The sequence below is a fragment of the Leptothoe sp. PORK10 BA2 genome, assembly GCF_034932105.1.
In the GTDB taxonomy this organism is placed as follows: domain Bacteria; phylum Cyanobacteriota; class Cyanobacteriia; order Phormidesmidales; family Phormidesmidaceae; genus Leptothoe.
On the sequence record NZ_JAYGIG010000024.1, the window covers coordinates 23,933 to 45,559 of the forward strand.

Sequence of the window (21,627 nt, forward strand, 5' to 3'; positions counted from 1 at the left end):
TTCCCATTAAAAATGAAGTTGTAAATTTATTATCGCTACCTGTTGAGTTGTTGATCAGCGGTTAACTATTTCATTTCGACGATGGCAATAACGTTGTTTTTTAATGTTATGCCTTATTTTCTAATAATTTTCAGTGATTTCCAGCCTCAGTTAAGGGTCTCAATAGCAGCGTAAAAGTTTTAGGAGTCAGAACATGTCTGTTCACGGCGATATTTCTTCGAGTAACGATTCTGTTGGAGTGGCAGTTGTCAACTATAAGATGCCTCGACTGCATACAAAGGATGAGGTGCTTGAAAACTGTCAAAAAATCTCGGACATGATTGACGGGATGAAGGTCGGTTTGCCGGGAATGGATTTGGTTATTTTTCCTGAGTATTCCACCCATGGCATCATGTATGACCCTGGCGAGATGATGGAAAACGCGTCTATCATTCCGGGGTCCGAGACCGATATTTTTGCTGCAGCCTGCATTCGCAACAAGGTGTGGGGTGTCTTTTCCTTAACAGGAGAACGCCATGAAGAGCACCCGAAGAAGGTGCCCTATAACACCTTGATTTTGATGAACGATCAGGGCGAGATTGTTCAAAAATACCGCAAGATTATGCCCTGGACTCCCATTGAGGGCTGGTATCCAGGGAACTGCACCTATGTTTCTGAAGGGCCTAAGGGACTGAAGATTAGTCTGATTATTTGTGACGATGGTAATTACCCTGAAATCTGGCGCGACTGTGTGATGAAGGGGGCTGAGCTAGTGATTCGTTGCCAGGGATATATGTATCCATCGAAGGATCAACAGGTGATTGTATCTAAGGCCATGGCCTGGATGAACAATACCTATGTGGCGGTGGCCAATGCCGCTGGGTTTGATGGGGTTTATAGCTACTTTGGTCATTCTGCCATTATTGGTTTTGATGGTCGGACGTTGGGTGAATGTGGCGAAGAGGAGAATGGCATTCAGTATGCAGCCCTTTCCAAGTTTGCTATCCGAGATTTTCGTGCACATTCCCAGTCCCAAAACCACATCTATAAGCTCTTGCATCGAGGCTATACCGGCATGATTAACTCCGGTGATGGAGATGAGGGTCTGCAGGAATGTCCCTATGAGTTTTACCGCGAGTGGGTGCTGGATCCTCAGAAGACTAAGGAGAAAGTTGAGGCCCTAACGCGCTCTACGGCAGGTACAGCTGAATGTCCCATCGAGGGGATTCCGAATCAAAAGACGGTTGCCTCAGTGCCGATGCCTTCGGTTAAGAAGTCGGAGCCGGTGGTGGTGACTCAGCCGGTGTCCTAGGCCAGTTTGCCAAAACTTTGCCGAAAACATCTAGGTCGATAGAGACAATCTTGGATTGATCCCATGGGTTGTAATTCCAAGGGTTGGCCTGCTGGGCCAACCCTTGGTAGTTTCCTGTGGGTAGGATGCAACGTTTTAACTGATAACCCCATGTATCTGACGCCCAAAGAGTCTGAGCGATTAACCTTATTTACCGCTGCTGAAATTGCCCGTCGCCGCAAGGACCGGGGGATTCAGCTGAATGTGCCAGAAGCGATCGCATTTATCAGCGACTACATCGTGGAAGGTGCCCGAGAAGATAAAACCGTGGCCCAACTGATGGCGGAGGGGGCCACCCTACTGACGACGGCAGATGTGCTGCCCGGTGTACCTGAATTAATTCCACTGATCCAGGTGGAAGGCCATTTTAATGACGGCACTAAACTGGTCAGCGTCCACAATCCCATTCGGCCCCAGGAGGCTTGACCATGGCCAGTGCTGCTAGTGACAACCCCCTAGCTCCGGGGGCTGTGCTCTGTGAGCCGGGTTCCCTAGAACTGAATGCTGGACGGGTGGCTAAAACCCTAGATGTGGCTAATGTGGGCGACCGGCCCATTCAGGTGGGGTCCCACTATCACTTTTTTGAAGTCAACCGCATGCTCCAGTTTGACCGGGCTGAGACCCTGGGGTTTCGCTTAGATATTCCAGCGGGGACGGCGGTGCGGTTTGAACCGGGGGATACCAAAAGCGTTACCCTGGTGGCCCTGGCGGGCGATCGCATCGTGCAAGGGTTAAATGATTTGGTCAATGGGGCCTTGGACGATCCACAGGTTGTGGCCGATGCCCTGGCCAAGGTCAAGGCCCAAGGGTTTAGTTCTAGTGCAGATAGTTAAGTCAGATAGTTAGGACATTCCCAGCAAAGAAGATACCGGTGATCCAGGCCGCCAAATCCCCTTTCTTGAATGCCCCTTGGGCTATTTCTGGGGTTTTTGACGCTATTCCCCCAATGCAGGGAGTCTCCATGATGCCTCGTTGGAACAATAGACCTATATCGATCGAAGGGGGCCTTTCAGGGGGCCTTCAATCGATATAGCTTTCGATATAGCTTTTTCGAGAAAACACCTTAATTACACCCACCCAGAGGAAATCGGAAATCCATGGAAATTAGCCGCGAGCGCTACGCCGAGCTGTTTGGTCCCACCACGGGGGACCGGGTGCGCCTAGGGGATACCTCCCTAGTGATCGAAGTGGAGCGGGACACAACGGTGTACGGCGATGAGTGTGTCTTTGGCGGCGGTAAAACCCTGCGGGATGGGCTGGGCATGGCCCCTGGCATCACCGCTGCGGATGGGGCGTTGGACCTGGTGATTACCAATGTTTTGCTGATGGACCCGGTGCAGGGCATTGTCAAAACTGACATTGGCATTAAGGACGGCAAAATCGTTGGCATCGGTAAAGCTGGCAATCCAGGCATTATGGAGGGCGTCACCCCCAACCTGGTAATCAGCGCCAATACCGACGTGCGGGCGGGGGAAGGATTGATCGCCACCCCCGGCGGTTTAGATGGCCATGTGCATTTTGACAGTGCCGGTCTCTGTGCCGAAGCCCTCTCCAGCGGGTTGACCACCATGTTAGGGGGCGGACTGGGGCCAGTGACCGTGGGGATTTGCACCAGCGGAGCCCACAACATGAGCATTATGCTCAAGGCCTCGGAGGCGTTTCCCATCAACTTTGGGTTCTTGGGGAAAGGCAGTTCTAGCCTGCCCGAGAGTTTAGTGGAGCAGGTGGCCAATGGGGCCATGGGTCTAAAAATCCATGAGGACTGGGGGGCGATGCCCTCGGTGATTGATACCTGTTTAAATGTGGCCGATCAGTATGACTTCCAGGTGAAGATCCACACCGACACATTGAATGAGTCGGGCTATGTGGAAGATACGTTAGCCGCCATTAAGGGAAGAACAATTCACACTTACCACACGGAAGGGGCCGGTGGGGGCCATGCCCCGGACATCATTAAAGTGGCGTCTTTCCAGCACTGTCTCACTTCCTCCACCAATCCCACCAATCCCTACACCATCAATACCTTTGATGAGCATTTGGACATGGTGATGGTGTGCCACCACCTCAACCCCAGGGTGCCAGAGGATGTGGCCTTTGCCGAGTCTCGGATTCGGGCTGAAACTATTGCCGCCGAGGACATTTTGCACGACATGGGGGCGATTAGCATGTTGGGCTCCGACAGCCAAGGCATGGGGCGGATTGGGGAAGTGATTTGTCGCACCTGGCAACTGGCATCGAAGATGAAGGATCAGCGGGGGACGTTGCCGGAGGATAATGAACGCAACGACAACCATCGGGTGCTGAGATATCTGGCGAAATACACCATTAATGTGGCTCGCACCTGCGGCATTGCCGACTACGTGGGTTCCATTGAGCCGGGCAAGATGGCCGACATTGTACTGTGGCGACCGGGATTCTTTGGCATTAAGCCAGAACTGGTGATTAAGTCTGGGTTTATTGCCTGGTCTCCCATGGGGGAATCCAATGCTTCCTTGATGACCTGTGAGCCGATTTTGTATCGGCCCCAGTGGAGTAGTTTTGGCAGTGCTCCGGCGGCCACCTCTGCCTGTTTTGTGACTCAATTGGCGTTGGAGAGAGGTTTGCCGGAGCGGTTGGGGTTGAATAAGGAACTGTTGCCGGTGAAGAACACGCGACAGTTGACTAAGGCGGATATGTTGCACAACGATGTCTGTCCTGAGATTGAGGTGGATCCTGATACCTTCCAGGTGAGGGTGAATGGGGATCTGGCTACCTGTGAGCCGGTGGATAAGGTGCCCTTGGGACGGTTATATATTTTTCGGTAGAAGGGGTGGTGAGTCTATGGCAGCAGCGCGGGTAGGGATTGGGGGACCAGTGGGGAGTGGTAAGACCGCTTTGTTGGAATGTTTGGTGCCTCGGCTGATGGCCAGGGGGATTGAGGTGGCGGTGGTGACGAATGATTTACTCACCCAGGAAGATGCTGAGCGGTTGCGAAAAAAAGACTTTCTGCCAGCTGAGCGGATCATTGGGGTGGAGACTGGTAGCTGTCCCCACACGGCCATTCGGGAAGATCCCACCATGAATCTGTTGGCCATCCAGGATCTAGAGATAAAGTGGCCTCAGTTGGAGCTGATTTTTGTGGAGAGTGGTGGGGACAATTTGGCTTCCACCTTTAGCTATGACCTGATTGACAGCTACATTTTTGTGATTGATGTAGGGGCTGGGGACGATATTCCCCGCAAAAATGGTCCTGGGTTTATGCAGGCGGACTTGGTGGTGATTAATAAAATCGACATTGCTCCCTATGTGGGAGCTGATTTAGCCACGATTCGGCGGGATACCCAACAGCGACGGACAGGGCCAGTGGTCTATACCAATTGCAAAACGGAAGTGGGCCTAGACCAGGTAGAACAATTTATATTAGAAACCGTATTGTTTCGCACCCCTACCCGATCCGGTGTGGCCGTGGGAGGTGACCGATGACCATTACCACGTTGCCCCAGCCAGAACAGGCGGACCCAACGGTCCTAAAGGTAAATCGATCGCCGTCTGGGATGGAGACAAAACAGCACCTATCCCTGCGGGTGAGCTGTGGAGGGGGAGACCGGGGGGCCTCTTTTATTGCTCACCAGTACGCTACCTATCCCTTTCGCCTGTCGGGCAATTTACGTCTGGATCCGACGGACCCCCACCGGGTCTATGCTTACATCATGAATGCTGGCCCTGGCATATTAGCCGGCGATGATCTGCGGTTGGCTTTACAGGTGGGGGAAGGGGCCAGTATTTACCTAACCGATCAATCGGCGACGAAGGTGCACAGTCGTCCCCAAGGTGGTCCCAAAGCAAATCAAACCTGGACCATGGCAGTGGGGGCTAACGCCTATGTGGAATATGTGCCAGAGCCGGTGATTTTATTTGCGGCGGCGGACTTCACCCAAGGGATGAATATTACTTTGCACCCCCAGGGGCGACTGGTGCTGGGGGAAATCATCGTGCCGGGGCGGCTGGCTCGGGGAGAGTTTTATGAGTTTGAGCGGTTTCAAAGTCGGTTACGGGTGGAAACTCCCGACGGACTGCTGTGCTTTGCGGATAATCAGCTGTTGTGGGGCCAGTCGGCGGGCCAGTCGAATCGCTTTAGACACAGTCCCTTTTTGGCAGAGTTGCCGATCATGGGAAATTTTGTGGTGGTGGTGCCTGGGGTGGTGTTGACCCAGCTGACCCAGGTGTTACAAACCTATGAGCTGTCTCCAGGGCTGCGGGTGGGGCATTCGACGTTGCCGGGTTGTAATGGGATTTTGGTGCGTGCGATCGCAACCCAAGTCAGCCTAATCAAACAGTACCAACACCACCTGCTCAACTGCGTGCGTCAGCTCACGGGCCAACCCCCATTACCCGATATTCCCAAATGATGACTCCCGCCACCACCCACCTAGCCCAAACCTATCTGGGCAATCAATTGCAAGACCCACAGCTGGCCCAGCGATTAGAGACGGCTGCCTATCTAGAAGTGGAACTGGCCCCCAGCGACCGAGTCAAGGGACGGATTTTTACCCAAACCATGACGGGGAAACCTGGGGGAGAAACCGTGGGCATTATCAAAGATCGCCATTGGTCTTTGGCTGAGGGGGATGTCTTTCAAACCACGGCGGGACAGCTGTTGTTGATTCATCTCCAGCCCCAGCCCGTGATGGTGTTGCGCGTCACCCAGGCCACCCCCGATCAGGCCCTAACCCTGATCCACCTAGGTCATACCCTGGGCAACCACCACTGGCCCATCCTAGTGGAATCCGACAAAATTTATATTCAGCTGGCGGGCGACCAAACCGTGATTGAAAGCACGTTACAGGCATTTAAAATTCCAGGATTAGAGATTTCTTACGAGTTGCGATCGCCCACCCAATACCTAAACTTTTCGGCCCATCACCACCCATGACCCCATCCTCTACCTGGTCCCAACGTCTGGCCCTGATGCAATTGGCGGACTCCTTCTTCCCGTCTGGATCTTTCACATTTTCCCACGGGCTAGAAACTCTCATCCAGTCGAGACAAGTGAATACGGCAGAAGAGTTTCAGGACTTTTTAGAACTGTTGCTGCACCAAAAAGTAGGCCCCACGGATCTGGTGGCTCTGGGCCATGCCTATCGGGCCAGTGTCCACCAAGACCTAGCCAGCCTTTACCAAATTGACCAGCGGCTCTTTGCCCATACCCTGGTGGAAGATACCCGACAGGCCCAACAAAAGAGTGGACGTGCCCTGTTAATGGTGGCCCGTACCACCTGGCCCCACCCCCAGCTAGAGGCGATTGCCAAAGATATTGGTCAACAGCAATGCCACGGCCTACATCCGATTATCTTTGCGGCAGTGGGTCAGGTGGTTAATCTTTCCCAGGATGATACGGCCCTAGCGTTTCTCCATGGGTTTATGACTGGGTTATGCGGTGCGGCGATCCGTCTGGGGCTGTTTGGGCATTTGCAGGCCCAGCAGGTACTGACGGCCATAGCTCCAACGGTGACGACGGTTCTCCGTGAGGCGAATGTGCTCTCTTTGGAGGAGATGTGGGCCTGCGCTCCGGCCCTGGAGATTGCTCAGATGGGGCATCGGCAGTTGAATTCGCGGCAGTTTACTAACTGATGGCAACACCGAAAGTTGAACCTTACTGCGTTTTCTTTTGGCATGCACTCTGTTCTCAACAACAGGTCTATGAGAGATAAGCTACCCAATAATTATGCTTTGACGCACTACTAGTTTGTTCCAACGTGAGTTCGACAAATTTCAATTGTTGTAAACTCTTGCAGAACAGGGCTTGTAGCATTCAAAGCGAGGTTTGATTTCCGTCGAACTCAGGTTGATACAAGCACCTCAAAGCCCTGCCCCATAAGCGCTCTGCCATCTCAAGCTAAAAGCTCTTTGGGGGATGACTTCATAGACTGAAAGCCTTGAGCTACCGTGCTGGAGAAATCTGGCTTCCACGAAAAATCAAGGATTTGACATAGATGTGCCAGGCAACCAGATCTTATACATCGACAAACTTACAGGTTACTAACATAACCGATAACTGAAGGCGGCATAACGATGGAGTTCAGCGGCGGCGAGTAACTTTGGCACCCTACCAACCATTTTCATTCCGCCGCTGCAACGATTTGTTGGGCGGCTCCAAACTACATTTTCTATTCTCCACAATTCACTTATCGTCTGAGATTAGGTCTCATTGGGTATCCATTCGGAAGGAATCAGCGCATTTCCGTTTCGCCAACGCTCCACGACAGCCTCTTGGTACCAATCTTCTGAAATATCGGCATGCTCAGTAATGATGATTTGAAAGTCAGGATGAAGTTCATTTACAACATCCCGTACAAGTTCAAACATTCGGACAACCGCTGCTCGATCTTCGTCCTCAAGATCTATCAACGAACTTTCAATATTTTGCTCCGCCGGATAATATACTTGCGATGGTTGATCCAAGAACAGAAAATGTGGAACTGGTCTCGACTTCTGTACAAACCACGAATGCAAAGCAAGATGTGCGATAAGATGGCAGCCTACCCAATTGGCTCCACTCCCCATACCATCCATGCGAATCGGGCCATTATTCGTGTCTGCCACTACTTGCAAATATCTGAGGTCTAAGCGAAATGGATTTCCCCGATGTTCTAGCTCAAGTCGTTCCGCCCATTCGGTCAAGTCCCTGGAGATAAAAGAAAGGATTGAGTCTAAACGCTCCTGAATATTTTCGTCACTGAGATCTGCCTCTAATTGCTCGATCTCACGTTGGAGTTCCGAGATCTCAGCTCGCAACTCGGAGTTATCTGCAACTTGCGGTAGGGTTTCGAGAAATAGGCTGATACGCCCAAGAACATAAGCTCGACGAGCAGCACTATCTCGTAATCGAACCAGTCGATCATCTGCGCGTCGCAACGCATCAAGTGCTGTTCGATTTTCTTGCAAAAGTCTTTTCGTTCCGTTGATTCTTTGCTCTTGTTCAAGTATTAACGCTTCTAATCCTGGTGTGTGTCTAGTAACTTGTCCAAGCTGCTCAGACACACGCTGTATCTCCAGTTCCAAAGTTTCGGACGAAGGGAGATTGATAGTAGGTTGATCGCACAATGGGCAGCATGGTTCTTCTGAATTAGCAAAGAGGCGCAAACTAGTTAAGCGGGAGACTTGCTCACGTGTTTCTCGAACAAAACCATTTTCATCAGACAGCAGTGTCCGCATAGCTTCTAGCTCATCTTGATGACGAGTAAGTTGATCTCGCAAAGATGCGTGTTCATTATTGAGCCTCACGAGTTCTGCTTGCTCAGGGTTTTCTTCGTAGCGAATAAGTTGCTCCTCTGGTGAGACATTTACTGCTGCACGTAGTGCTGCAACAGCAGCATCCCAGGACTCTGGAGCTTCATCTTGAGCCAAGAGTCCGGCATCCCGTCCTTCTGTAAGCAAAGATGCCGCATCATTAATGCCACCACTTGCTACTGCTTCGAGTCTAGCTAATGTACGTTCTCGCTCTCGTAACTGACGGCGCAGTTCTCTCAGTCTTGCTTTACCTGCAACGAAGTTATCGTCTACTGCACCTAGAAAATAGGGCAAGGTATCTTTGATAGCCTGAGTGACGAAAGAACCAGCTTGGGGATCACCTTGTCCGTGAAATAAAAATCCTCGCTGGCTAACCTCATTTTGATCTTGAAATGCAAAAGCAAGTGCATGTCGTAGTGTTGTTGTTAAGGCAGGTCGAGTTTGCCCCTCAGAGGGTTCGTGAATACTGAGATCAATACCAACAATACTCTTCAATCGTTCAACAATGCTATCGATATTAGTTGTGACAGAAAGCTCATCTGCGGTAGGAATATTTAATGTTGAACCCACGGCATAATAGGCTCCCGAGCTACTTGTTCGATCAGCATCTGGCGCACGTCGGGCGATAAAATGCTCTGCCGATCCGTCAGTAATCCGTAATGCATACCAACTTACACTATTCCGAATAGCTCCTGCTGGAATTGCACAAGATGAGCTGCCAAGACAATAGTCAACTATGCTAATCAAAGCGGATTTCCCGGTCTTAGAGTCTCCAGTGATTATGTTCACTTCCCCAGGACGCAACGATAGCAAGCGACGATCGCCCTGAAACGAATATAGGATGATATCAAGAATCTGAATACTCAAGGCATTACCCCAAAAAGAGTCATAACAGTTGTGTAATCACCAGAGGATGCAAACCACTTACCTACAAACTTTGCTTTTTTCATGCAATGTTGAACCTCGTCAGAAGACTCTCTCAAAAAACGGCTCATTGAGCGTGGCCTTGGTTCAGCCACAATTTGAGATGAGGATATGTTAAGCATCTGACCATTGGCTCCGAACAGCACGCCTTCTTTTATAAGGGGTACTAGCGCTGTTGCTCGTTCCGCAAAGCGAACATGGACTTGTGGATTCTCTCCAAGCCATGCAGCCAGAGATGTGCGGATAGCCCTAGGTAGGCTCTCCCGCGTGGATTTATGCAAAACTATCGGCATAGCAACGAACGTTAGTGGATAAGGAATTCCCTGTTCATCAATACTGCCATATCCTTCAGCGCAAGACCAAATAAGTGCTGCAAGGAATGCTGGATTAAGAAGTCGAGCTTGCTCAATGGGTCTATCCGACCACGATGAAATGGTCATGAGATCCCCTGCGGTTCAAGAACTTGCTGTAGACGGTTCATAAACTCGGGATGCCATCCGACCTTAAGCCCATCAGCCAAAATGTGAAATGACCCCCGTGTTATACATCGTTCTCGAACTTGGGAGCGAATTGGATAGTTACTATCTTCCATCCAGTTATAAATTCTTTGAGCTACCTCTCTCTTTACCTGCTCAGTTGCATCATCGCCTATTTCATCTGCAACACGAGCAAATTGAAGTTCCCACTCTTCCCGTAAGCGTCGCTCGTACTTGTCAAGATCACCTATTAAAATTAGATCTTCTCTTACCCACCGAGATCGTTGCTGGAATGCACGGTAATAGTCTCGAATTGCAAAGAGAATACGTTGTTCTCCAATACCAGTAAGTCTCACCTGCTGAACAAATACTGAATTGTCATAAAAAGTAGAGTCAACCTCCGCACCCAGGATATCCTCATCCACAGGAAGGGCTTCATCTTTGAATTGCTCCCGAAGGTCATCAACTGAACTTTCAATCTCGTTACTGAGAATTGGCGGTGTATCTGGAGTGCTCAGTTGTCCAAGCACCCGTTTGTACCACCAACCCTCAAGTCTCGTAAGGAAGGATTCAAGGTGGTTACGTCGTACCACGAGGCGAGCCTCAACACGTAAGGCTTCACTAATATCACTAATATTTGGGGCGTTGGGAAGTATCGTAATGGAACTAACTAAAGCTATTTGAGCATCGGGCGAGAGACCTCGGAATAGTCTATAAGCTGGCTCATTTGTTTGGTTTGTAGATGTAGTCGCTGTTGCCTGTAACTTCTTAAGAGCCTCAGTTTCGTTGCGATTTTCAAGCATAAGGTAGCTGGCTGAGGCTTCTCTACCAATACTACTCGTGGTAATTAGGTATAGCCGAGCATCTTCGGGAATGCTGCCATTTGCACGTCCCTCCATCCAGACACGAAAACTTTTCCAGAGATCAGAGCTTGCATCAGTCAGATTCGCTGCGTGATTGCAATGGTGCTTTAGTTGCAATAGCTCAGGAGCAGAACCGTCTTGCTCAAAGACAACGTCATCAAGTGTCTCAAGGTAAACCGCAAAAACTTCATCTTTTGCGAGCCGTTTAAGAGATGACAAAAGAGCTGAACGCACCTGGTATAAATATCCAAGTGCAGAGTCGGTGGCAGAGAAGTTTGAATTTGCAGTCACTAGCCCCCCCCCCCTTGTCTAGAGGTACGTATGGGTATAGCAAACACTCCTATAATTCTCTAGACATCCCATTGCTTACCTCTACTACGCAAATTATTATAGTGCTGTTTGGTATTGCCACACAAGGGAAAATGGGTTGTATCCCTCTCATGCCTCGGGTAAGTGCTGCGCCGTCCAACTTCTTTTTATACGGATTTTTTCCTCAGATCCACCCAGAAACAGGTGGATCGCAAGAAAGTTTCCTCAGATCCACCTGATTTGGGAGAATCGCAGGAAAGTTTCTTGATAATAAGCTGTTCGAGGGGGATCTGAGGAAACTTTCCGCATATCTTCATGAGTGTCAACAGATAGGTTCCAAACTAACGCCCCCATCGATAACTGGTAGTCCTAAAAAGGTAAGGATGGTTGTAATCCTATTTCTGAAAGGGTTTTGACCAATGAAGCTGGCTTCTGAGTGCCGAAGTATCCTGGTTATTCACAGGATTTCAACCCACAATCCACGAGAGAATAGGCATTCCAGCCCCCAGTGAGTACTTATACTTAGCACCTTCGAGAAGGATGTAAATCTTGATATTCCTTGCTGCATCTAAGATTCAGCCATCCTTACCTATGGGGCACTACCCATGATGCTATTCGGCTGAAATATTATTCCTATCGAATGGAAGAAACTGCTGTACTACTTCAGGAACTTACAACCGTAGCTAAGCCAAGGCAAAAACGCGACCTATCCCAAAAAATTGCTGCACTGCTCCAAGAAGTTGAAACTGTAGCCAAGCCAGGGCATGAGTTCAGCCAACTTGAGCGGGTGCTCATAGCATTAATCATCCTGGTCCTGAATGGAGCGCAGCTCTACACCTAGGTTTTCCAGCTGCTCAGACAACTCAATCAGAACCTGAGTTCGACGGAAATCAAACCTCGAAAGCCCTACTGGATAAAAAATTCGAAGATCCAGGCTGCATAAAGCATTGTCAACAATGGGTTTTATTGAGAAAATCGAGTCATATTCTCAACAGTGAGCTTTACTGATTCAGAGTTTTCTGTGCTTTGAATGCTACAAGCCCTGTTCTGCAAAAGTTACAGCAATTGAAATTTGTCGAACTCACGTTTGCTCCAGCATTAAACTCGCTAAGATGGCCTCAGGGATTTTAAAATCTTTGCTATGGGAGCGGGATAGGTTGTGATGGGTAGCTCCGTGGTGTTAACAGGTGAGGGCAAGTGACCATGCTGTGTGTCGAGTCTCTATTGCAAATACCAGAGTTTCAGTCTTTGCCGCGTAAACGGTTGGATTGGATTTGCGATCGCGCCGAATACATCCAACTACCGGCCGGTAAAATCCTCATAAAAGAAGGCGATCTGCCCAGAGGATTCTTTATCCAGCTCAGCGGTCAAATCACCGTCAGCCGTCAGAGCAATGGAACCGATATGCCCATTGGCCGCCACACCAGCCCATCATTTTTTGGCGAGATTCAAGTGCTCACCGAAGACTTAGTGCCGGTGACCCTGACAGCAGACACAGATGTCGATCTCTACCGTCTGCAATGCGTAGATTTTTTAGACGTGCTCCACAGCTGCCGAGAATTTGAACGAGATATTTTTCGCACCGTAGGTCAACGACTACGGGGATTGGAGTCCTTTATCCAGAGCCGGGAAAAAATGGCCGCCCTGGGCACCCTATCGGCGGGGTTGGCCCATGAACTGAATAACCCTGCGGCAGCGCTGGTGAGATCCCTAAAAGACTTGCAACCTGCCATGCTGGAACTACAGCGCATGAACCTGGTATATGGCCAGCGCCAAGTGGATGATGACCATACCCAGGAGTGGTTAGAACTACGCGATCGCGGTTTTGAAGCCATTGCTCACCCCGACAATGACCCACTGGCCCAGGGCGATCGGGAAGATGCCCTGACGGACTGGCTAGAAGAGTATGGTGTGGAAGATGCCTGGAAGATAGCAGGACCGTTGGCGGCTGGCAAAATGGAACCGGCTAAGTTGGACGAAATGACGGGTCGCTGGCGGGATGACTCCACCGAGCTGCGGGATATGGGCCTCCGCTGGTTGGCTTTGTCCTTTGAGGTAATGGGCATGCTCCACAGTGGTTTGGATGGTGCCAATCGCATCTCCACCCTGGTGCAATCCATGAAGTCCTATTCCTATATGGACCGGGCCGCCCAGCAACAGATCAATATCCATGACGGGATTGAAGACACGCTGCGGTTATTTGCCTTTAAGTTTAAACATGGCATTACAGTGGAACGCCATTACAATCAAAACCTGCCAAAGATTATGGCCTTTGGCAGTGAACTGAACCAGGTGTGGACCAACCTGATCGACAATGCTGTAGATGCGCTGAATGAGCATTTTGTTGGAGACTCCCCCAAAATTATTATTCGTACCTGCGAAAAGAACGGCTATCTTCGGGTGGAGGTGGAAGACAATGGCCCAGGCATTCCAGCGGAAATAAAGGGTCGATTAACAGAGCCCTTTTTTACCACCAAGCCCATGGGGCAGGGTACTGGCCTAGGACTCGATGTGGTGCAGCGCATTGTTGAAAAACGCCATGGGGGGAGTCTTTTCTATGAGTCGGTACCTGGGCGTACCTCTTTCACTGTGCTACTGCCCCTGTAGAAGACGATAGTTTAGTTATGCTTTCATGACACCCCAGACGATCCAGACCAGGTTTGTGGACATTGCCCAAGGGTTGAGTGGGGAGTTGGCGGTTGCGATCGCAAACTCCCCACCCCTCCAACTGATCCCCCGCCAAGATTCCCCATTCCCAGAACGTCTATGCCGGGCCGTCGCCGGACAACAACTCTCAGTTAAAGCCGCCGCATCGATTTGGGCACGGGTAGTGGAAAGTGCCGCCGAACAACCCCTGGTGGACTACTTGGCCACGGTTTCTCCCGATACATTACGGAGCTGTGGTTTATCGGGAGCGAAAGCAAAAGCCATGGGGGCAATTGCCATGGCAACCCGAGCCAATCAGCTCAATGAAAGTCTGTTGTGTGAACTGGATCACGATGATCGCACCCGTTGCCTGACGGAGATTTGGGGGGTGGGCCAATGGACCGCCGATATGATGGGGATCTTTTACTTTGGGGATCCAGACATATGGCCTGATGGAGACACCACCGCGCGAAAAAATCTTGAACGATTAACCAGCCGTCGTCGCAAAACCGTACGCACCGCTGCTCGGTTTGCTCCCTATCGATCCTATCTGGCATTGTACATGTGGCACCAGGCCGATACGCCCACTGTTTGATGCACCTAGTCTAATGAGACTATTGGGGGAAACCTGCGGCATTGAAACAATGCCATAAAAAACGAGTGGTTCAGTGAACCACTCGCATTACAAGACTAACCAGATTTGAATTTAGTTAGCGATCGCAACGTTAGAAAGAACTGCGGCTACGGCCGCCACCGCCACCGCGACTGCCGCCGGCAGACTCAGTACGGGGCTTAGCTTCATTTACTTTCATATTACGACCCATCCATTCAGCGCCGTCCAGCGCTTCAATGGCTTTTGCTTCATCATCTTTGGCAGCCATCTCGACGAACGCAAATCCGCGAGGACGACCGGTTTCACGATCCGTTGGCAAACTAACGCGACTAACGCGACCATACTCAGCAAAGACAGCTTCTACGTCTTCGCTTGTGACATCGTAGGACAAATTGCCCACATAAATAGACATGAGGAAATCCCCTTTTAATCAAAACAACGTAGCGAGTTAAACGGAGATATTCCTGTACTGAAATCGAAATCCCAACAAAGCTAATTACTCTACCGAAAACTTACCGGTTATGACTTTAACACCTCATCGTAAGGTTTGGGAACCCTAAAGCACTAATTTTTTAAGTAAGTCTTAAGTAAAGTTGATGGCCAGCTAGGGGCTGATGGGGCTGAGGGTAACCCACTGGCCTGAAGGCCGGGTAGGAGCTGTAGGCTGCTGTTCCTTAGTTTTCTACGCATCAGCGACAAGGTCACAATAGTAATAATTGATACATTGCTTTAATTGCAATTCCAAACTCTTTGGAGACCATAAATCAAGGAGACTTATTGCTTGAATCTTCTCAATACGTTTGCAATCAAAGCTTCCAGGGAAGACTGAAGCTGCCCGTTTTTTTATACCTCTATCCGTATTGGTCACATCTCCTCCGTGATACTACGCTCAAATATAAGTAGTTAATGATACTTAGCTATTCAATATTTGCGTAGTTATCCCAATGGGGTAGCAAAGTTTGGCGGATGGAGAGGACCCGGCAGTTTCTTGATCCAAAGCAATGTTATGGACTATAAAAAACAGTTTTTCCTCGGTTTGCTAGCAGCATTGTTATTAGGGGTGTTTAGCTTCGGGGCCCAGGCCCATGACCCCCACGATGTGGTGCAGCAAGTAGAGTTGTCGCCTAACTACAGCCAGGATCAAACCATGTATCTGCTGGTACGGGGTAATTTTCTCAAGTCCATGGATGGTGGGGCCACCTGGCAACGACAGGTCCAGGGGTTAGATCATCAAACCCCGTTGACGGCCTTTGCCATTGCGCCCACAGCCCCTGACCATCTATATCTCAGTACTGAAGGAGACGGGCTTTATGAGTCCGACAATAGGGGCAAAGCCTGGCATCAGAGCCCAGGGCTGCCGGAACGGATCCTGGGCAAGGTGGCCGTATCTCCTACGCACGCTGATCAGGTATTTGTGGCGGGTCACGATGGCAATCTGTACCGCAGGGATAGCGGTGGATGGGCTTTAGCCTTGTCAACAGATGTACCCATCAGTGCGATCGCAACCACCTCCACGCACATTGTTATCGGTGACCACCAGGGCCAGCTCTACAGCTCCACCGATCAGGGCCAAACCTGGTCAGCTCTGAGCAGCTTAGACAGTGCCATCACCAGCATCAGCTTTCCCCAGGACACCGACCCAAATAGCTTCTGGATTGGCACAGCAAACCATGGCATCCTAAGAACTCTGGACGGGGGTAAAACCCTGACTGCGATTAACCAAGGGCTATCTGAAACCACTATTCAGGAGATCGTTAGCACCGTCCACAACAACCAGGTCACCCTCTATGCCTCCACCGACCAGGACGGTGTATTTTACTCAGATAATGGCGGCGACACCTGGCAACCGGTAGCCAATGGCCTGACCACCACACCCCAGGCAGACAAAATGGGCTACCCTCACTTTACTGACCTAGCCATGTCTCCTAGTTTTGCCCAGGATGGTACGGTGCTGGCTAGTGGGTTTAATGGCCTATTTAAGACCACGGATCAGGGAGACTCTTGGACTCAGCTCGACACATTACCGGGGGATATTGTGATGGCCCTGGCCCTGTCACCCGATTATGGTACTGATAACACCCTGGTGGCGGTCACCTATGTGGGAGAAGCCTACCTGAGTGAAGATGGTGGTGACAGCTGGAACCCTATGGCTAAAGGCCTGGAGCTACCTTACTTTACCGATCGGTTGCAACCCATCGAGCGCAATGACGATCCGCGCCGATTTCAGTCTCTAGCATTTTCGCCCAACTATGGTAAAGACCGCACCCTATTTGCCACCATCTTGAACAATGGCGTCCTCCGATACTCTCCAACAATGGGTTGGAAGCTACAACAGTTTGAAGGATGGGAGCGGGCCCTGGCCATCGCCCCCTCCCCTAACTTTAGCCAGGACAAAACCCTATTCCTCGGCACCCAAGAAGGCCGCATTTATCGCTCTAGGAACGGTGGCAAGACCTTTGCAAAGGTCAGTGAAATCCCTCGTCAGCTTGGCAATGAGTCTCCGTTTATGGTGGTTTCTCCTAACTATGCTCAGGATCAGACCGTTTTTATGACTGGCGCGGCTGGGGTATACAAAACCACTGATGCGGGACTGTCCTGGCAGGCCATGACCGCTGAAGCCCAGGTCAAAGACCGACTCAAGTTGAAGCTGGCGATTTCCCCCAATTATGGTGAAGATCAAACCCTGTGGCTGGGGACGAGCGACGGCCTGCTAGAGACCCACGATGGTGGGCAGACGTGGAATGGTGTGATTAGCGCCTATGGTGACCACCCCTATATTGAAGCAGTAGCGGTGTCCCCCAACTATGTTCAGGACCAAACACTGATCACCAGTGTGCGCGGTAAGGGATTGTTTAAGAGTACGGATGGTGGTCAGACGTTTGCCACCGTCGGTGATGCTGCCTTGCCCCTGGCGATTGTTGACAACTTTGAGTACGGGGCCATGCCCCTGGTGTTTTCGCCTAACTATGCACAGGACCAAACACTCTTTGGGTTTGGTGCCGTTAGGGGCGAAATCTTTAAATCGACTGATGGGGCTGAAACCTGGCAGACAATATCCTTACCTGATGCAGAGATCTTTGCCGCCTATAACCAGCATCAATATTCTCTCCTTAGCCAGATCCTGTTTTTCTTCCACGTGTATCAGATCCAGCTATTAAAGATCGCTCTGGCCTGTGGGGCTGGATTGATTTGCTATGCCCTGTTGAGCGGGGCATCTCGGGTTTTGCAGACCCTGTGGCTGCGACAACCCATCCGCATGGGGGCTGCGACGGTTGTGACTGGAGTTGCGATCGCAGTCCTGCTGGTTTAATGGTCTGGGGCTAGAAATTGAGGACCAATACTGGGTATCAAGTTAAGCCGGAAAATCCTGGCTAGGTGGGGAATCAGGGGCCAGAAGCCAGTGAGGTCCTGATTCCTGGCTCCTGACTCCTGAATACTATCCTTGAGAAAACGTCCCGCTTTGAGTTGGTACCCCGAATACTGACTTCGTATCCCTAAAAACCAAGAGAACACCGTGCCTGGGATCGGGCCGACTAGGCACGGTGGCAAGACTAAGCCTGACTCAGCAATTGTTGCGATTCAGACCGTCCGGAACGGATGAGTTGTTGGGTGTGAACAAACCCTAAGACCGTAGTCAGGGTGCCCAACAGACTTAAGGCTAGGACTAGTTGCGCCGGCATACCTAAAACATAGATAGGGCTAAAAGCTAGGGCGCGCCAAAAGATTTCCATCACCATTGCCAGACCTGGAAAGACTAAACAGCTGATGCTGCCCACTGCCCCAAGCCAGATCCAGTTTTTCTGGCGGGGAAGCATCAGTAAGGTTTGGCTGACCAGGGTAGAAAACAGAATCGACCCAATGAACATTAAGATACAGCAGACAAAGGTTAACACATTCAGCCTGGTGGGGAGAAAGTCGCCGTAGTAGCCCAAGAACGTCACTCCTATGAGACTGCTTAGGAGCAACAGGTTGAGTGCGATCGCAACTACCGGAGAGCTAGTATCCCCAATCACCAAATCTTGCCACAGTGAGAGTCGCTCATGGCGAGGCTTAGCATGGCGAAATCGGGACCAGTCTTTTAAGGTTTGGCGAGCCGGAGACAGCGCCACCATCAGAAAGATACAGTAAACCAGGCTGAGTAAAACAGTCAAGGCGAGATGTACAGGCACATTATCCTCTTGGAGCCGCGTGCCGGTCAGACCCACCATCAAGGTTGCAAAGATCAACGTGAGCAGATAGCTAAAGCGTCGTTTGAGTAATGTGGTATCAGAGTTGTTAAAGCGTCTTTCCAACCCATGGCCCAGCAGGGCATACCAGCCAGCAGCATGAGCCAGAGCCAAAATCACATACTCTGGGGAATTAATCCGAAAATCTCCCAGAGCTAGATTGATGTTTGGCGTTACAGTCGCTTGAGCAAAATTAAAGTAGACAAGACTTGAGAAGGGTGAAAATAAAGTGGCCCACAAAAGCACATTAACATCCGTGTTGCGGGCAAACTCTTCGGAGTTGATATAGAAAAACATAACCCAGTTAAATCCGATCACACCCGCCGCCAGTAGCCAGGGCTGTAACCCCAAGACCATCGGATTAGAGACCGATAGGCTGAGCAATAGTGCCGCTAAGTAAAAGATCAGAGTTTGGCTGAGCAAGGTCAGATCGAACCCTAGCAGCTGCGTTATGGTATAGCCCGCCTTGAAGCCAATGGCCCAGTGTAGGGGGAACAGCAAACCAACGGCCAGATATAAACAAACCGGTACCCCCAAAAGTTTACCGCTCAAAATAGTAAAGGCCGATTTGGGGCTGAGTTGCAAAAAGTTCAGCGTTCCCCGACGTTGTTCATCTGCTAGATTGTTGGCCAGCATAAACACTCCCCCACCCATGAGGGGAAAAACAATCAGGACGCTGAAACAGGTGTAGATGTGGCTGTACCATTTGGGCCAGTCTATTTGATACGACTGTTTGTCTGCGGTGACGGTGCAGCTTGCATTAGACCAGCTTGTGCCGACTACACAATAGGAATTGTAGTGGAGAGAAACCGCTACGCGGGGCAACGTTACTGTGTAGTACCCACGCTCAGTGTTGTAGAATTCTAGGCCAATGGTTGTGTTAATGAGTTTTTGCACCCGGGGTATTGTCAGTGAATCGTGAGGGTATTGGACCATTCGATCGTGGATCGTTGCAGCCAGGTCCGATACGTTATATTGCCAGTCAGGTCCTGTCAGCTGGTGGCCACTGGGTGTGATCAACTGGCCATCAATTTTAATTAAACGATCGCCCTGTTGAATGGTGTTGAGCGCATTGAGACCTAGGTTTTTATCTCCTCTGACAGGCTCTGTCTCATAAATATGGGCGACAACAATGCCTGATGTGAGCACCCTATCCCGGTTAGCCATATCCAGGGAAATCAAATCTTCCATAGGTTTGGGGCTGAGCTGCGTCTCACCTCGCCATTCAATCATAGGATATGTGGATAGCGACATATCGTTTAACATCACAGGTCCTGGTAGCCCGGACCAAAAGCCAACCATGACAACTATCTGACAGAGGAGAGATAGGGCGATGGCGGTGATCACCGGAAATCGTTTCAGGCGACCCTTGAGTTCTCGCAGCAGTTGGGGGTTGATATCACCCAAGCGATCTACGTGGGGGTGAAGCAGGGTGGTCAAAAGGTTGGTACCAAGCATAGTGATCTCCGGAAAGGCGGTTGGAATGGATGCAAAGGACGGGGTGCCAGGGAAATGGGGATGATTGCTTAGGTGGATTGAATATGGCCGATCTTAAAGAAGATCTCTTCTAAGCTTTCTTGTGCACAATGAAATTCATAGAGCGGAATCTTGGCCTCCACCAGTGCCCGCAGCAGGTCTGCAGCTTCATCCGGGTTACCAGAAAACTGAATTTTGACCTGGCCCGCTTGGGGTTTGGTCTCTAACTCCAGAATGGCAGCGTTAAACTGCCGCACCTCTGTCTGCAAGTCTTGGAGATTGCCACGGGTGCCAATCACAATATGTTGTCGACTTAATCGCTTGTATAGGGTTTCTAGGGGAGCACTTTCCACCAGACAGCCAAACTCTAAAATGCCGATGTCGGTGCAAAGCTCAGCTAAGTCACTGAGTACATGGGACGAAATTATAATAGTTATCCCCAGACTGTGCAGGTTACGCATCACCTGACGAAATTCTTGACGAGCAACAGGATCAAGGCCAGAAACCGGCTCATCTAGCAATAGAATAGAAGGGGTGTGAATAATGCTACGGGCTAGTCCCAGTCGCTGTTTCATACCGCGCGATAGGCTGGTAATAACGCTATTTCTCTTATGGCCCAGATTTACCAGATCCAAAACCTGGTGAATGCTGCGGATGCGTTCTTGACCTTTGAGGCCGTAAAGCCGAGCAAAATAATCTAAATAGTCCCAGACGTTTAAATCTTCGTAGAGTGGAAAATCATCGGGTAGGTAGCCGATTTGTTGCTTGAGATGAAACTGGGGCCGATCGTAGTGTAATTTTTCCCCATGGAAAAAAACGTCGCCGATGGTCGGCGATTCTGCCATAGCCAGCAACCGGATTAGGGTGGTTTTTCCGGCTCCGTTTGGTCCAATCAGACCATATACGGCCCCAGATTTGATCTCTAAGTCCACATCCCGTAGGGCCGTATGGCGATCAAACCGTTTGGTTAAATGTTGAGTCCGGATGGCTAGCTCTATACTTGCTGGGTTAGCACTGACTGGATTAGCTGGAGTCAATGTCTGTGTCATAGGAATCAAACCTACAAATGACTTATAAAGATTTTCATCTGGATACACGGTCTTGATGCAACTGACACACTTAATCTAGCAATAGCCTACAGAGGCGGTCATCTCCGTTTCGGAAAAAGATACAGATTTGCTTAGGGCAGCATCAAAGTTAAAAGATGCACCAAAGCCAACTATGGCTAACAAAGCTGTATGGGGAATATCCTAGCTAGCGAGATTAAATCGCTGTAGCTTGGCATCCAGCAGTTTGGGTAATGTTTTTTGCAGGGCGGATTTGCTGGTAAATTCCAGTTTGTGCTGGGCGGCGATGTCAAAGGGGAATGGGTGCATCTCACTTTTGCGATGAGTATTATTACTCATTTTGCTAAGAAAGTGAGGATACCGTCGAAAATTGCCCATTCAAATAGGCACAACGGTGTCGTAACACTTGAGGTATATTCTTCGCCTCC

The 21,627-nt window shown here is 50.2% G+C and carries 17 protein-coding genes and 1 pseudogene; 11 read left to right on the forward strand and 7 right to left on the reverse strand.

Going from position 1 to position 21,627, the window contains the following annotated elements; all coding sequences use genetic code 11:
• Positions 1-193 precede the first annotated feature (193 nt).
• The 7 genes and pseudogenes from VB741_RS08575 to VB741_RS08610 all read left to right on the forward strand — a co-directional run bounded on the left by VB741_RS08575 (position 194) and on the right by VB741_RS08610 (position 6,940).
• On the forward strand, positions 194-1,291 hold the full coding sequence (locus VB741_RS08575) for an aliphatic amidase (protein ID WP_323364749.1): 1,098 nt from the start codon (positions 194-196) through the stop codon (positions 1,289-1,291).
• Positions 1,292-1,441: 150 nt separating this feature from the next.
• Positions 1,442-2,163 (forward strand): annotated as a pseudogene (locus VB741_RS26280) (urease subunit beta).
• Between the two features lie 264 nt (positions 2,164-2,427).
• On the forward strand, positions 2,428-4,134 hold the full coding sequence (ureC, locus tag VB741_RS08590; protein ID WP_323364752.1) for an urease subunit alpha: 1,707 nt from the start codon (positions 2,428-2,430) through the stop codon (positions 4,132-4,134).
• Between the two features lie 16 nt (positions 4,135-4,150).
• The gene (gene ureG, locus VB741_RS08595; RefSeq protein WP_323364753.1) at positions 4,151-4,792 is read left to right on the forward strand and encodes an urease accessory protein UreG; all 642 of its coding nucleotides are present in this window, start codon (positions 4,151-4,153) and stop codon (positions 4,790-4,792) included.
• On the forward strand, positions 4,789-5,718 hold the full coding sequence (locus VB741_RS08600; protein WP_323364754.1) for an urease accessory protein UreD: 930 nt from the start codon (positions 4,789-4,791) through the stop codon (positions 5,716-5,718). The genes ureG and VB741_RS08600 overlap by 4 nt, the downstream gene beginning before the upstream one ends.
• Positions 5,715-6,242 carry a hypothetical protein gene (locus VB741_RS08605; protein ID WP_323364755.1) on the forward strand — a complete coding sequence of 176 codons (528 nt, stop codon included), beginning with the start codon at positions 5,715-5,717 and terminating at the stop codon, positions 6,240-6,242. Before VB741_RS08600 ends, VB741_RS08605 begins: the two co-directional genes overlap by 4 nt.
• Positions 6,239-6,940, forward strand: a complete 702-nt coding sequence (locus tag VB741_RS08610; protein WP_323364756.1) for an urease accessory protein UreF — start codon at positions 6,239-6,241, stop codon at positions 6,938-6,940. The genes VB741_RS08605 and VB741_RS08610 overlap by 4 nt, the downstream gene beginning before the upstream one ends.
• Positions 6,941-7,507: 567 nt before the next feature.
• Here the strand turns inward: VB741_RS08610 and VB741_RS08615 are convergent.
• Genes VB741_RS08615 through VB741_RS08625 form a run of 3 tightly spaced genes read right to left on the reverse strand, consistent with a single transcriptional unit; the run spans position 7,508 to position 11,153 of the window.
• Positions 7,508-9,466: a DUF3732 domain-containing protein gene (locus VB741_RS08615; protein WP_323364757.1), complete on the reverse strand. Its 1,959-nt coding sequence runs from the start codon at positions 9,464-9,466 to the stop codon at positions 7,508-7,510.
• On the reverse strand, positions 9,463-9,963 hold the full coding sequence (locus VB741_RS08620; protein ID WP_323364758.1) for a three component ABC system middle component: 501 nt from the start codon (positions 9,961-9,963) through the stop codon (positions 9,463-9,465). Before VB741_RS08620 ends, VB741_RS08615 begins: the two co-directional genes overlap by 4 nt.
• A complete protein-coding gene (locus tag VB741_RS08625; RefSeq protein ID WP_323364759.1) occupies positions 9,960-11,153 on the reverse strand; it encodes an ABC-three component system protein in 1,194 nt (397 codons plus the stop codon). The genes VB741_RS08620 and VB741_RS08625 overlap by 4 nt, the downstream gene beginning before the upstream one ends.
• 658 nt (positions 11,154-11,811) lie before the next feature.
• On the opposite strand from VB741_RS08625, the gene VB741_RS08630 reads away from it, so the two are divergent.
• The 3 genes from VB741_RS08630 to VB741_RS08640 all read left to right on the forward strand — a co-directional run bounded on the left by VB741_RS08630 (position 11,812) and on the right by VB741_RS08640 (position 14,412).
• Positions 11,812-12,012 carry a hypothetical protein gene (locus tag VB741_RS08630; RefSeq protein WP_323364760.1) on the forward strand — a complete coding sequence of 67 codons (201 nt, stop codon included), beginning with the start codon at positions 11,812-11,814 and terminating at the stop codon, positions 12,010-12,012.
• A 362-nt stretch (positions 12,013-12,374) separates the two neighbouring features.
• Entirely contained in the window at positions 12,375-13,778 is a 1,404-nt protein-coding gene (locus VB741_RS08635) for a sensor histidine kinase (RefSeq protein ID WP_323364761.1), read from the forward strand.
• A gap of 25 nt (positions 13,779-13,803) precedes the next feature.
• The gene (locus VB741_RS08640; RefSeq protein ID WP_323364762.1) at positions 13,804-14,412 is read left to right on the forward strand and encodes a DNA-3-methyladenine glycosylase family protein; all 609 of its coding nucleotides are present in this window, start codon (positions 13,804-13,806) and stop codon (positions 14,410-14,412) included.
• A gap of 130 nt (positions 14,413-14,542) precedes the next feature.
• Here VB741_RS08640 and VB741_RS08645 read toward each other — a convergent pair whose 3' ends face one another.
• Positions 14,543-14,842: an RNA recognition motif domain-containing protein gene (locus tag VB741_RS08645; RefSeq protein WP_323364763.1), complete on the reverse strand. Its 300-nt coding sequence runs from the start codon at positions 14,840-14,842 to the stop codon at positions 14,543-14,545.
• A gap of 594 nt (positions 14,843-15,436) precedes the next feature.
• Between VB741_RS08645 and VB741_RS08650 the strand changes: the two genes are divergently transcribed.
• Positions 15,437-17,740, forward strand: a complete 2,304-nt coding sequence (locus VB741_RS08650) for a VPS10 domain-containing protein (protein ID WP_323364764.1) — start codon at positions 15,437-15,439, stop codon at positions 17,738-17,740.
• A 241-nt stretch (positions 17,741-17,981) separates the two neighbouring features.
• On the opposite strand, the gene VB741_RS08655 is transcribed toward VB741_RS08650, so the two are convergent.
• The 3 genes from VB741_RS08655 to VB741_RS08665 all read right to left on the reverse strand — a co-directional run bounded on the left by VB741_RS08655 (position 17,982) and on the right by VB741_RS08665 (position 21,538).
• The gene (locus VB741_RS08655) at positions 17,982-20,114 is read right to left on the reverse strand and encodes a hypothetical protein (RefSeq protein WP_323364765.1); all 2,133 of its coding nucleotides are present in this window, start codon (positions 20,112-20,114) and stop codon (positions 17,982-17,984) included.
• Between the two features lie 68 nt (positions 20,115-20,182).
• Complete coding sequence (locus VB741_RS08660) at positions 20,183-21,181, reverse strand: ABC transporter ATP-binding protein (RefSeq protein WP_323364766.1); 999 nt, start codon at positions 21,179-21,181, stop codon at positions 20,183-20,185.
• 201 nt (positions 21,182-21,382) lie between these two features.
• Positions 21,383-21,538 carry a hypothetical protein gene (locus VB741_RS08665; RefSeq protein ID WP_323364767.1) on the reverse strand — a complete coding sequence of 52 codons (156 nt, stop codon included), beginning with the start codon at positions 21,536-21,538 and terminating at the stop codon, positions 21,383-21,385.
• Between the last annotated feature and the right edge of the window lie 89 nt (positions 21,539-21,627).